General features: G+C 62.4%; 13 protein-coding genes. 4 read left to right on the forward strand and 9 right to left on the reverse strand.

Features of this window, described 5'->3' with window-relative positions; genetic code table 11:
• Window positions 1-40: 40 nt before the first annotated feature.
• Complete coding sequence (locus NP503_RS03890) at window positions 41-946, reverse strand: LysR family transcriptional regulator (RefSeq protein WP_127270227.1); 906 nt, start codon at window positions 944-946, stop codon at window positions 41-43.
• Between the two features lie 119 nt (window positions 947-1,065).
• On the opposite strand from NP503_RS03890, the gene NP503_RS03895 reads away from it, so the two are divergent.
• Together NP503_RS03895 and NP503_RS03900 are read left to right on the forward strand one after the other, a co-directional pair.
• On the forward strand, window positions 1,066-1,488 hold the full coding sequence (locus NP503_RS03895) for a DoxX family protein (protein WP_127270225.1): 423 nt from the start codon (window positions 1,066-1,068) through the stop codon (window positions 1,486-1,488).
• A 43-nt stretch (window positions 1,489-1,531) separates the two neighbouring features.
• The gene (locus NP503_RS03900; protein ID WP_127270223.1) at window positions 1,532-2,401 is read left to right on the forward strand and encodes an NmrA family NAD(P)-binding protein; all 870 of its coding nucleotides are present in this window, start codon (window positions 1,532-1,534) and stop codon (window positions 2,399-2,401) included.
• 104 nt (window positions 2,402-2,505) lie between these two features.
• Here the strand turns inward: NP503_RS03900 and NP503_RS03905 are convergent, their stop codons facing one another.
• Window positions 2,506-2,955: an Rrf2 family transcriptional regulator gene (locus NP503_RS03905; RefSeq protein ID WP_013530871.1), complete on the reverse strand. Its 450-nt coding sequence runs from the start codon at window positions 2,953-2,955 to the stop codon at window positions 2,506-2,508.
• A gap of 257 nt (window positions 2,956-3,212) precedes the next feature.
• Window positions 3,213-4,199, reverse strand: a complete 987-nt coding sequence (locus NP503_RS03910; RefSeq protein ID WP_127271870.1) for a sulfate ABC transporter substrate-binding protein — start codon at window positions 4,197-4,199, stop codon at window positions 3,213-3,215.
• 228 nt (window positions 4,200-4,427) lie between these two features.
• Here NP503_RS03910 and NP503_RS03915 point away from each other — a divergent pair, with 228 nt between their 5' ends.
• Both NP503_RS03915 and NP503_RS03920 read left to right on the forward strand, forming a co-directional pair.
• Window positions 4,428-4,700, forward strand: a complete 273-nt coding sequence (locus NP503_RS03915; RefSeq protein WP_127271402.1) for an antitoxin — start codon at window positions 4,428-4,430, stop codon at window positions 4,698-4,700.
• A complete protein-coding gene (locus NP503_RS03920; protein ID WP_127271404.1) occupies window positions 4,701-5,099 on the forward strand; it encodes a type II toxin-antitoxin system VapC family toxin in 399 nt (132 codons plus the stop codon).
• A 15-nt stretch (window positions 5,100-5,114) separates the two neighbouring features.
• Here the strand turns inward: NP503_RS03920 and NP503_RS03925 are convergent, their stop codons facing one another.
• The 6 genes from NP503_RS03925 to pbpC all read right to left on the reverse strand — a co-directional run bounded on the left by NP503_RS03925 (window position 5,115) and on the right by pbpC (window position 12,072).
• A complete protein-coding gene (locus tag NP503_RS03925) occupies window positions 5,115-6,155 on the reverse strand; it encodes a sulfate/molybdate ABC transporter ATP-binding protein (RefSeq protein ID WP_127271867.1) in 1,041 nt (346 codons plus the stop codon).
• Window positions 6,156-6,168: 13 nt separating this feature from the next.
• A complete protein-coding gene (gene cysW / locus NP503_RS03930) occupies window positions 6,169-7,053 on the reverse strand; it encodes a sulfate ABC transporter permease subunit CysW (RefSeq protein WP_127270916.1) in 885 nt (294 codons plus the stop codon).
• Complete coding sequence (cysT, locus tag NP503_RS03935) at window positions 7,046-7,897, reverse strand: sulfate ABC transporter permease subunit CysT (protein ID WP_013530875.1); 852 nt, start codon at window positions 7,895-7,897, stop codon at window positions 7,046-7,048. Before cysT ends, cysW begins: the two co-directional genes overlap by 8 nt.
• A 21-nt stretch (window positions 7,898-7,918) precedes the next feature.
• The gene (locus NP503_RS03940) at window positions 7,919-8,944 is read right to left on the reverse strand and encodes a sulfate ABC transporter substrate-binding protein (protein WP_127271865.1); all 1,026 of its coding nucleotides are present in this window, start codon (window positions 8,942-8,944) and stop codon (window positions 7,919-7,921) included.
• 220 nt (window positions 8,945-9,164) lie between these two features.
• Entirely contained in the window at window positions 9,165-9,917 is a 753-nt protein-coding gene (locus tag NP503_RS03945) for a M15 family metallopeptidase (protein ID WP_127271863.1), read from the reverse strand.
• A gap of 64 nt (window positions 9,918-9,981) precedes the next feature.
• Window positions 9,982-12,072 (reverse strand): penicillin-binding protein 1C, encoded by a 2,091-nt coding sequence (gene pbpC, locus NP503_RS03950; RefSeq protein WP_127271861.1) that lies wholly within the window; start codon window positions 12,070-12,072, stop codon window positions 9,982-9,984.
• Between the last annotated feature and the right edge of the window lie 83 nt (window positions 12,073-12,155).

Below are 12,155 nucleotides of genomic sequence, written 5' to 3' on the forward strand. Positions count from 1 at the left end.
CGCCCGCGACGCCGGACCGCTGATCGCTGACCGGCAGTCGCTATTCCATATACGGCGTCAGCACATCTTCGATCCATTTCATGAATGCGCGGACTCGGCGCGACAGATTGCTCCGATGTGCGACGACGAGGGATACGGCGAGCGCCCGTCGACGAAAATCGGGTATGATCTCGATAAGCGCTCCACTCTCCAAGTATTGGCCAATGCCCAAAAGTGGCGCCTGAATCACACCAAGGCCGGCGAGGGCGGCGGCTTCGTAGGTCTGCGCGCTGTTGACGTGCAGCGCACCTGGCAACTGAAGCGTCGCGTAGCTGTCGCCGTCCGGATATTCCCATCCATAGGGTCTCGCGCCTAGCACCGTCGAAAAGTGAATTGTCCTATGTTCCTGACGCTGGAGATCTTCCAGCGACCGAGGGACGCCATGGCGCGCCAGATAGGCGGGGCTGGCAGCGTTGGCCATGCGCAACAGGCCCAACGGGCGGGCAATCAGCGTCTCGTCGCGAATGGGTCCAAGCCGCAATACACAATCGAACCCCTCTTGAACCAGATCGACTTGCCGATCCGTACTCGACACCTCCAGCTCCAATTGGGGGTGCGCCGCCATGAAATCCGGCAAGGCCGGCACGATCGTTGTGCGCGCCACTTCGGTCGGAAGGTCGACTCTCAAACGCCCGCGAAGTGCCACGCGATCGCCTGCGAACATCGAGTGCAGATCATCGACTTCAGCGAGCAGATCGCGGGCACGGGCATGAAATGCGCGTCCGTCTTCCGTCAACCGCACGCTGCGCGTCGTCCGGTGCAGGAGCCTGACACCGAGATCTTCTTCCAGCTTCCGGACCGCCGTTGAGGCTCTCCCCTTTTGGATGCCCAGGCTGTCGGCTGCGCGGGTGAAGCTCCCCATTTCCGCTACCGTTATGAAAATGAGGATGGGTTCGAGATTTTGCATTTTCGTTTCCCGGTATTGTTTTCCAAAAAGAGAACAGTCGGTTCATTTCCTCGGTGTTTATCACACCTGAGAGGCACAGTAAGCTTCGAATATGGGATCTCCCCATCGGAGAATGACAAGTGTCCGAAACTGTGAACCCGCATCAGACACCTGAAACTATGACCTTGCATCGCGCCCTGTGGGCCGGCCGGATAATGAGCGCGTTTGTCGTTATCGCTTTGATGACAGACGGCACTGTTCAGCTTTTCGCGCCGGCACGGGTCGCGAGCATGTTGCAGGAAACCGGGTTCGCGATGGATCTGACGCGCGTCGTGGGTCCGATCATCCTCGCCTGCGCCATCCTCTACGCCATCCCGGTCACCGCCGTCCTCGGCGCGATCCTGGTGACGGGCTTTTTGGGAGGTGCCATCTGCGCCCATCTCCGCATCGGTGAGTTGGGATCGCCGCCGGAAATCATTTCCCTGCTTCTGGGCGCGATGACCTGGGGCGGCCTCTATCTGCGCGATCCCCGTATCCGGGCCATTCTGCCGCTCATCCATTGAACCAACAGGGGCAGTTCTGTCCCTCAACATCAGGAGAAAACACATGTTCTTAGTAATGGGAATCACGGGAAACGTGGGCGGCGCGACGGCAAGGCATTTGCTAGCGCAAGGCAAAAAGGTGCGCGCGCTGGTCCGCGACCGCGAGAAAGCGTTGAGCTGGGCGAACCGGGGCGTGGAGCTGGTTGACGGCGATTGGAATGATTCGGCAGCCATCGAGCGGGCGCTCGAAGGCGTCGAAGGCGCGTTCGTCATGCTGCCTCCTGTCTGGGCGCCTTCGCCCGATTACAAGGAAGCAAAGGCCGTGATTGCAAGCTATGTCGAGGCGCTCACCAAGGCAGCGCCGCCGCGAGTGGTTGCGCTTTCGTCGATGGGCGCGAACAGAACCAGCGGGCACGGGGTGATCGCGGCCTTGTCCCTTCTGGAGCAAGGTTTTCGCGACCTGACATCGCCAGTTGCTTTTGTGCGCGCAGGCGGATTCTTCGAGAATTTTCTTTTCGGGTTGCAGGTCGCGCAGGGCGGAACGCTGCCGGCTTTCTACAATCCGACAAACCGGAAATCGACCATGGTCGCGACGAACGACATTGGCGCGGAATTCGCAACGCTTCTGACCGGGCCAACGTGGTCAGGGCAGCGCATCGTCGAGCTTGGTTCGATGGTCAGCGCGGATGAAGTCGCGGAGCAGTTGGGTGAAGTCCTGAACCTCGACGTGAAAGCCTTTGCAATCCCGCGTGCAGGGTGGGCGGAAGCGCTCGAACAATTCGGCATCCCGAGGGGCCACAGCGGACCTGCCGAAGAAATGTACGAGGCCGTGAATGCAGGATGGATGGACCTCGGTGTGGCGGGTACGGAGCATGTAGCGGGTACGACGTCCGCACGCGCTGTATTCGAGGCTGCGTCAAATGTGAACGGGTAGGCCAAACTGTATGGGGTTCTCCTGTGATTTCGGGTGTTTGCAACCCGGGATTTGGAGAACTCCCTCCTTCATCTGTCTGAGCGCGGTCAGCTTGCAGTGGGTGGTTATATCTGCGACGTCAGCTCAACCGGAAAATCGTCATTGTCGGCGTCGCGCATGGCGGCAAGGCTGCGATTGTCCAGCACTTCGGCGATCGCCTGCCGCACCTCCAGCATCATGTGGCGGACCTGGCAGGTCGCCTCGTCGCAATCCTCGCAGCGCTGATACTGCGTGCGGCTGGCGCAAGGGATCGGCGCCAGCGGCCCATCCAGCACGCGCACGACATGGCCGATCTTGATTTCGGAGGCCGGCCGGGCGAGGCGATAGCCGCCTTCCTTGCCTTTGCGGCTCTGGACGAAGCCGGCGTTGCGCAACTCGCCCAGAATGGCATCGAGGAATTTCTTCGGGATGTTGTTGGCCACCGCGATGTCATTGACGAAGGCCAATTGGCCGGCCGGCAGGCCGGACAGATGCACGAGGGCCTTGAGGCCGTATTTGCCTTTTTTCGTCAGCATGCCCAGATCAACCCATTGAAGCCCCAACCACTCGCATCTGGCGACTGTTTGTGTGCAAATAATGACGTTTTCGCCGCGCGATGATGTTTCGCGAAAACAAGCCGCCGGATTGCAGTTAGGCACAAACGCGTTGATTCTTTGTAACGTTTTGCACTGAGAAGGCGGATATTCCGCTGATAACCAGGTTTTCGGCGTTCAAAACGAAAAAAGCCGGCAGGGCGCCGGCTTTTCCGTCAACTGCGCAGATATCGCGGCCTTCAGCGGCTGCCGTAGGTCTGGTCGAGCAGGCCGCCAGCGGCGAAATGCTCTTTCTGCACTTTGTCCCAGCCGCCGAAGACGTCTTCCACCGTCAGCAGCCGGATATCGGGGAAATCGGCCTTGTATTTTGCCGCCACAGCGGCGTCGCGGGCTCTGAGGCCGTTGCGGGCGGCGATGTCCTGGCCCTCCGGCGTGTAGAGGAAGTCGAGATAGGTCTTGGCCAGATCGCGCGTGCCGTGCTCGTCGGCAACCTTGTCGACGATCGCGACGGGGAATTCGGCCAGCAGGCTGACCGTCGGAGTGACCTGCTCGAACTTGCCGTCGCCATACTCCTTGCGAATGCCGCGCGTCTCCGACTCGAAGGTGATCAGCACATCACCGATCTCGCGCTGCACGAAGGTGGTGGTCGCGGCGCGGCCGCCGGTGTCGAAAATCGGCACGTTGTTGAAAAGCTTGGTGATGAACTCCTTCACCTTGGCCTCGTCGCCCTTGAAGGCTTCCTTGGCGTAGGCGGTGGCCGCCAGATAGGTGTAGCGCGCATTGCCGGAGGTTTTCGGATTTGGGAAAATCACCTGCACGTCGTCGCGCACGAGATCGTTCCAGTCCTTGATATGCTTGGGATTGCCCGCGCGGACAAGGAAGGACGGCAGCGAATAGAAGGGCGAGGCGTTGTCGGGAAAATCCTTTTGCCAGTCGGCCGAGACGAGGTCCTTCTTGACCAGGAAGTCGATGTCGGTGACCTGGTTGAAGGTAACGACATCGGCGCCAAGGCCCTCGGCGATGGCACGCGCCTGCGCCGAAGTGCCGGCATGCGACTGATCGACCGTGACGCCCGGATGCTGCGCGATGAAGGCCTTGTTCACCTGCACGAACAGTTCGCGGCCGACGTCATAGGACGCATTGAGCAGTTTGTCGGCCGACCAGGCTTGGGAGGATGCAAGGAACAGGCCTGCGACGGTGGCAAGCCCGAGGAAAAATCGTCTCATGAAAACAGGCTCCGATGCAATTTATGGTGGGACCATAGCCGGGGTGCGTGGTGTGCGACGAGGCATGCGCCGTAGGTTCGTGGCCTCATCGTAGGAAAATATGTCGCCTAAGTCGATGAATGTTGGAATTCTGTTCCAGGAGAATGCTACCTTCGTCGGAGTTTTTCTGCGCCTTGTTTTGCGGCGCTGCATGGCATATACAAAAGGCATATACAAAAGAGCTGCAACATGCCCCAGAGCCGACATTCAACAACGCCGCCCAAGGAGGCGAAGCTGTTTCGCAACAACCGCAGCCAGGCGGTGCGCATTCCTGTCGAGTTCGAGCTTCCCGGCGAAAAAGTCCTGATCAGCCGGGAAGGCGATCGTCTTGTCATCGAGCCGGTTCGCAAGCCTGGCCTCACCGCGTTGCTCGCCCAGTGGGCGAAAGAGCCGCCGCTCGATCCTGAAGACGACTTCCCCGAGATCTACGACACGCCAGTCAAATCCGAGGACATTTTCTAGATGCGGTTCATGCTGGATACGAACATTATCAGCGACATGATCCGAAACCCGGCTGGCAAGGCCGCGAGGGCAATGTCGCGCGAGGGAGATGACGCCGTTTGCACCAGCATCGTGGTCGCCTCGGAATTGCGATATGGCTGCGCCAAGAAGGGATCGGCCAAGCTGCTCAAGAAGGTTGAAGACTTGCTGGCCGAGATTCCTGTCTTGCCGCTCGATGTGCCGGTGGATGCCGAGTATGGCGGACTTCGCGCCGAGCTTGAAGCCGCGGGCCAGACCATTGGCCACAACGATCTTTTTATCGCCGCTCATGCCTGTGCATTGGGCACCACGCTGGTGACCGCCAACACGGGAGAGTTCAACCGGATCAGGGGCCTGAAGGTCGAGAACTGGCTGGCGTAGCCATAGACCAGAGGATCAAGCCGCCGGAAAAAGCTTCCAGCGTCCGGGGCGGAACGCCACCCGGCTTTTCTGCGCCGCGGGGTGATCGACCGGCAGTTCGATTTCGACCCGCTGGCGCTCTCCGCCTATTTCAAGCTCGACCCGGCGCGTGCCGGCCACGCGGCGGCTGGCGGCGACCGTGCCGGCGATGCAGCCGCTGCAGCCGTCCAGCAATTCGACATCGTGCGGGCGGAAGTAGAGCGTCGCATCGCCCGAGGGCTCGTTGGGCGCGGCAAGCCCGATCGGACGGTCGGCGAGCCAGATTTCGCCATTCTCGACCTTGACGGGAAGCGAGCTCGATTCACCGATGAAGCCGTAGACGAAGGGCGAGTTCGGCGTGTCGTAGATATCGTCGGCGGTGCCGACCTGCTCGATGCGGCCCTGGCTCATCACCACGACGCGGTCGGCAAGCTCCAGCGCCTCTTCCTGGTCGTGGGTGACGAAGACGGTGGTGTGGCCGGTGGCGTCATGGATTTCGCGCAGCCAGCGGCGCAATTCCCGGCGCACTTGCGCGTCAAGCGCGCCGAACGGCTCGTCGAGCAGCAGCACCTTGGGCTCGATCGCCATGGCGCGCGCCAGCGCCACGCGCTGCCTCTGGCCGCCGGAGAGCTGCGCCGGATAGCGCTTTTCGAGCCCTGAAAGCTGGACGAGGTCCAGAAGCTCGGAGGCGCGACGGCGGATCTCCTGCGCCGGCGGGCGCGACGGTCCGTGCCGGACCTTCAGGCCGAAGCCGATATTGTCCGCCACCGTCATGTGCCGGAACAGCGCATAGTGCTGGAAGACAAAGCCGACATTGCGCTCCTGGATGGACTTGTGCGAGGCGTCCTCGTCGCCGAAGAATATCTTTCCCCGTGTCGGCCGCTCCAGCCCGGCGATCAGCCTGAGCAGCGTCGTCTTGCCGGAACCGGACGGTCCCAGCAACGCGATCAGTTCGCCCGACTTGATGTCGAGCGACACGTCGTGAAGCGCCGGAAACTGGTCAAACTCCTTGCGCACGTTGGCAACGCGAACTTCCATAGTGGTCCCTTTGTCAGTGCCCGCGTGTCGCGGCGATCTCGGCGCCGTAGCGCATCTCGAGAAGTGTTTTCAAGACCAGCGTGACGAGCGCCAGGCCCGCAAGCAATGAAGCGACGGCGAAGGCACCGACGGCGTTGTACTCGTTGTAGAGGATTTCGACATGCAGCGGCATGGTGTTGGTCAGGCCGCGTATGTGGCCCGACACCACCGATACCGCGCCGAACTCGCCCATGGCACGCGCATTGCACAGGAGCACGCCGTAGAGCAGCCCCCATTTGACGTTGGGCAAGGTCACGTACCAGAAGGTCTGCCAGCCATTGGCGCCGAGCGAAAGCGCTGCCTCCTCGTCGCCATTGCCTTGTTCCTGCATCAGCGGGATCAACTCGCGGGCGACGAAGGGGAAGGTGACGAAGATTGTGGCCAGCACGATGCCCGGCACGGCAAACAGGATGACGATGCCATGCGCTTTCAGCCATGTGCCGAGCAGCCCCTGGGCGCCGAACAGAAGCACATAGACGAGGCCCGATATGACCGGCGAGACCGAGAAGGGGAGGTCGATCAGCGTGGTCAGGAAGGCCTTGCCCTTGAACTCGAACTTGGCGATCGCCCAGGCGGCGGAGATGCCGAAGACGATGTTGAGCGGCACCGAGATCGCCGCCACCAGCAGCGTCAGCCGGATCGCCGAGCGCGTGTCGGCACTGCCGAGCGCTTCGGTGTAGGCACCGATGCCCTTGGCGAAGGCTTCGTTGAAGACGATGATCAGCGGCAAGAGCAGGAAAATGCCGAGGAAGGCGAAGGCGACGGCCATCAGAGCAAGGCGCGCAGGGCGGCTTTCAGTGACCGCCGCCGACTGGCTTTCATGATGCGGTTCGTAGGATTTGATCTCCGGGTCAGCCATAGCGCTTGCGGCTCCATGACTGTGCGAGATTGACGACCAAAAGCATGATGAACGACAGAGCGAGCATGATCGCCGCGATCGCTGTCGCCGCCGGATAATTGTATTCCTCCAACCGAATGACGATCAGCAGGGGTGCGATTTCTGATTTGTAGGGCAAGTTGCCGGCGATGAAGATGACCGAGCCGTATTCACCGACGCCACGCGCGAAGGCGAGGGCGAAGCCGGTGACGATGGCCGGCGCCAGGCCCGGAAACAGGATGCGGGTGATGATCTGGAAGCGATTGGCGCCAAGCGTGGCGGCGGCTTCCTCCACTTCCTTGTCGATCTCCTCCATGATCGGCTGCACGGTGCGCACGACGAAGGGCAGGCCGATGAAGATCAGCGCGATGACAATACCGAGCGGCGTATAGGCGACCTTGATGCCGAGCGGCATCAGCAATTTGCCGATCCAGCCGTTCGGCGCGTAGAGCGTGGTCAGCGCGATGCCGGCCACAGCCGTCGGCAGGGCGAAGGGCAGGTCGACCATGGCATCGACGATGCGGCGGCCGGGGAAACGGTATCGCACCAGCACCCATGCGACCAGCGTGCCGAAGACGACGTTGACCGCAGCCGCGACGAAGGCGGTGCCGAAGCTGATTCTCAGCGCATTGATGGTGCGGCGATCGGTGGCGATCGCCCAGAATTCAGGCCAGCCAAGGGCGGCCGAGCGCCAGAGCAGCCCGGATAGCGGGATGAGGATGATGAGGGTGAGGTAGGCAAGCGAGAAGCCGAGCGTCAATCCGAAACCCGGAATGACGCTCGGCTGCCTGAATCGCCACCCCGCCTGGGCGGGTGCTGTGGTCATGTCGTCCTGAATATCGACTGCTTACTGGGGCTTGTAGATCTGGTCGAATATACCACCATCGCCGAAATGATAAGGCTGTGCTTTTTTCCAGCCACCAAACTGTGGATCGTCGATGGTTACGAGCTTGATCGGCGGCAGCTTGGCGAGGTCCTCGGCCGGCACCAGATCGGGCTTGGCAGGACGATAATGGTTCTTGGCGATGATCGTCTGCGCTTCTTTGGAATAGAGCCAGCTCAGATAGGCTTCGGCGACCTTGCGCGTGCCCTTGGCATCGACATTGGCGTCGACTACCGCCACCGGCGGTTCTGCCAGGATGGAGGTCGGCGGGTAGACGATGTCGAAATTGTCGGCACCGAACTCGTCGAGCGCCAGATAGGCCTCGTTTTCCCAGGCGATAAGCACATCGCCAAGACCCTTTTGCGCGAAGGTCACGGTCGAGCCGCGCGCGCCGGTGTCGAGCACCGGAGCATTGGCGTAGAGCTTGCCGACGAACTCCTTGGTCTTGGCCTCGTCGCCGCCGTCATTGGCGTTGGCGTAGGCCCAGGCGGCGAGATAGTTCCAGCGCGCGCCGCCGGAGGTTTTGGGATTGGGCGTAATCACCTGGACACCGTCCTTGACGAGGTCGCTCCAGTCGTGAATGCCCTTGGGATTGCCCTTGCGGACGAGGAAGATGATGGTCGAGGTGTAAGGCGCTGAATTGTTTTCGAATTTGGTGCGCCAGTCCGGATTGATCTTCTTCGCCTTCGAGACGATGGCGTTGATGTCGCCTTCAAGTGCCAGCGTCACCACATCGGCATCGAGGCCATCGATCACGGCGCGGGCCTGGGCGCCCGATCCGCCATGCGACTGCTGGACGGTGACGGTCTCTCCGGTCTCGGCCTTCCAATGCGCGACGAAAGCTTCGTCATAGGCCTTGTAGAGCTCGCGTGTCGGATCGTAGGACACGTTGAGAATGGTGGTATCGGCAAACGCGAAACCGAGCGTGCCGAACTGGACAGATGTGGCGACCAGTGCGCCGAGCAGTTTCCTGAAATGAGGTTTGGTCATTTCTGCCTCCGTTGAACCCGCGCCAAATCTACCGAATTGGTAGAAATTAGATGCATTCAATGTTGCCTTTTTTGCCCCTCTTGAGAAAATGTTCGACGCCATTTCGCCGTTAGGAGAAATATTTTCCTCTTGAGGCCAAAGGAAGAATCCATGACCCGGCCACTCAGCCTATCTAGCAAGGGGCGGTGCCGAGGCAAGGTGCGGAATTTGGTCCGGTGCATCAATCGGCGGTGATGGGAAAGTCGAAACGCTGTCTGGCGAACGGTTCGCTTTTCAGCGTGAAGTGCCACCATTCCCTTGCATAGTTCTTGAAGCCGCCGGCGCGCATGGCGTCGACAAGCATCTTGCGGTTTGCCGCCACTTCACTGGCAAGGCCTCGGTGGGCGGTTTCGCTCATCGGATCAAAGCAGTCGAAGCCGGTGCCGAAATCGAGCGTGTCGGCATCGCCCGCGCCGCAGGCCTGGTTCGGGCTGGACCTGCGGTCCGTCCGGGCGACGGCGACATCGACGGTCGAGCCACGTGAATGGGTCGATAGTTCTCCGACATAACCCTTGGCGATCAGCTCACTGCGCCTGACCTTCGGATACCATTGTGGATCGGGCGACCCGCCATCGCGCGTCCATTCATTCATGTCGGCGACGGCGCGGGCAGGGCGGTAGCAATCGAACAACATCAGGGTCAGGCCTTTGGCGGCGATCGCTTTCTGGACGGCGGACAGTGCCTTTGCCGCCTGCTCGGTGAGGATGCAGGCCGGGGCGTCATAGCCGTCCACCTTGCGATGCAGAAAATTGTCCGATCCGGCGTAGCGTATGTCCTGGCGGATCGAGGGATCGACATCGGCGAGCCGGACGAAGCCGGCGGGCAGGGCATCGGCCAAAGCGGGGAGGGTGGTTGCCGCGACAAGGATTGTTGCTGCCAGTGCCGAGGCTGCCGACAAGAACGGATTGCGCGAGGGGTGCCTCGGAACAGGCATGGGTGAGTATCCTGCTATCTGCCGAGCGTCCGGAAAGCCAATTCCATGAATCTCTTGGCGCGATCTATTCGACGAACACCTTCACACTCGCCGCACGCCCTGCGGCGTCGATGACGGTCAGCGTCGAATAGCCGGCGCCGTCGGGCTGCCAGGTCGCGGTGCGGCGACGATCGATGCCTGCCAGCGGCTTGCCGTTGGCGAGCCAGCGGAACGGCGCACGGCCGCCTTGCAGCTTCAGCACCAGTGGCGAGGCGTCGGCCGAATTGGTGCCGAGATCGACGCGGGCGCCGTCAGGCGGGAAGATGATGGTCGGTGCGGGTTCGCTCACCGTCGCCTGCACCAGGCCATCCGACCCGGCGCCGAAGCGGGCGAGCGTCACCGGCAGGTCCTCGCGTCTGGGGCTGAACATGCCGGGCGGTTTGCCCGGCAAGGGGACGGTGGCGAGGCCCGAGCGGACAAAACCCTCGAACAGGATGGGAGCGGCCGAGACATAGCCGGAAAGGCCGGGCACCGCGCCGGCATCGGGGCGGCCGACCCAGACGCCCAGCACGTAGCGGCCGTCGAAGCCGACCGACCAGGCGTCGCGGTATCCGTAGGACGTGCCGGTCTTGTAGGCGATGCCGCGCTGCAAGGCCCCCTCGGGCGGCTTGACGCCTGACAATATGTCGATGATCTGCCAGTTGGCCTGACCGTCGAGGATGGTGGCGCTGGTGCGCTCGGCATCGGCAGGCTCGGTGCCGTCATGCAGCGTGTGCGTCTTGCCGCCATTGGCGAGCCCTGTGTAGAGCTGGACGAGGTCGCGCAATGTCACCCCGACGCCGCCAAGACCGATGGCCAGGCCCGGGGCTTCGTTGACCGGCAGTATGGGGCTGACGCCGGCCTGGCGGAAGCGCGCCATCAGCCGCGTTGGCCCGACCGCGTCGAGCACGCGGATCGCCGGCACATTGAGCGACAATTGTAGCGCTTGCCGGATGCTGACATCGCCCTGGTAGCCCATGTCGAAATTCTTCGGCCGGTAGCCGGAGAAATCGACGGGGCTGTCGTCGATCAGCGTTTCCTGCGCCACCAGGCCCTGTTCGAAGGCCAAACCGTAGATGAAGGGCTTTAGCGTCGAGCCTGGCGAGCGGACGATCTTTGTCATGTCGATCCAGCCGGAGCGGCTTGCGTCGAAGAAATTGGCCGAGCCGACTTCGCCAAGGATGTCGCCGGTGCGGGAGTCGGCCAGCACCATAGCGACCGACAGGCGGGGGCCGAGCTTGGTGGCCGCGTCCCTCGCCACCTGTTCCAGCCCCTCCTGGACGCTCTTGCGGATCGTCAGCTGCAAGGGCTGACCGGGGACGGCCTTGGGCAACATCGCATAGGCGGCGTGCGCGGCGAGCGCCGGCAGCGTGCGGCGCAGGTCCGAGACATCGTCGAGGGAGGCCCGTGCGGCCTCGCGCTCGCCGAGCAGGCGGGAGGAGACCATTCGGGTCAGCACCCGGTCGCGGGCGGCGTGGGCGATCTTCAAATTGCGGTCGGGCCGGCGCTTTTCCGGCAGTTGCGGCAGAGCGACGAGCAGGGCGGCCTCGGAAACGGTGAGCCGTTTCGGCTCCTTGCCGAAATAGGCGAGCGAGGCGGCGCGCACGCCTTCCAGATTGCCGCCATAAGGCGCCAGCGTCAGGTAGCGTTCGAGGATCTCGCGTTTCGACAGCCGCCGCTCTATCTGGATGGCGCGCAGCATCTGCTTGACCTTGGAGCCGAGGCTGCGGCTTTCGCGCGGCTCGATCAGCCGGGCAAGCTGCATCGAAAGCGTCGAGCCGCCGGAGACGATGCGGCCGCTGGTGGCGAACTGGCCGGCGGCGCGGGCCAGCGCCAGCACGTCGACACCTTCATGGTCCCAGAAACGCTTGTCTTCGTAGGTGACCAGCATGTCGACGAACTGCTTGTCGACCTGGTCGAGGCGGGTTTCGAGCCGCCAGTAGCCGTCCGGCGTGGCGAAGGCGCGCAACAATTCGCCGTCGCGGTCCTGGACTTCGGTGGAGACCGTGAGTTCGGCTGGAAGCGGGGGTGGGAAGGCACGGTCGAGCGCCCAGAGGGTGGTGGCGGCAATTGCGGTGAGTCCAATGAGGGAGGCTCCTGCAACGGCCGTGCGACGAAGGAACTTCTTGGAAAGCATGGCGCCGCCCCTCATCCGGCTGCCGCCACCTTCTCCCCGTATAGTGACGGGGAGAAGGGTGCTGTCATGGCCCTTGGCGCTTT

This window comes from Mesorhizobium sp. SEMIA396 (assembly GCF_024518615.1).
In the GTDB taxonomy this organism is placed as follows: Bacteria; Pseudomonadota; Alphaproteobacteria; order Rhizobiales; family Rhizobiaceae; genus Mesorhizobium.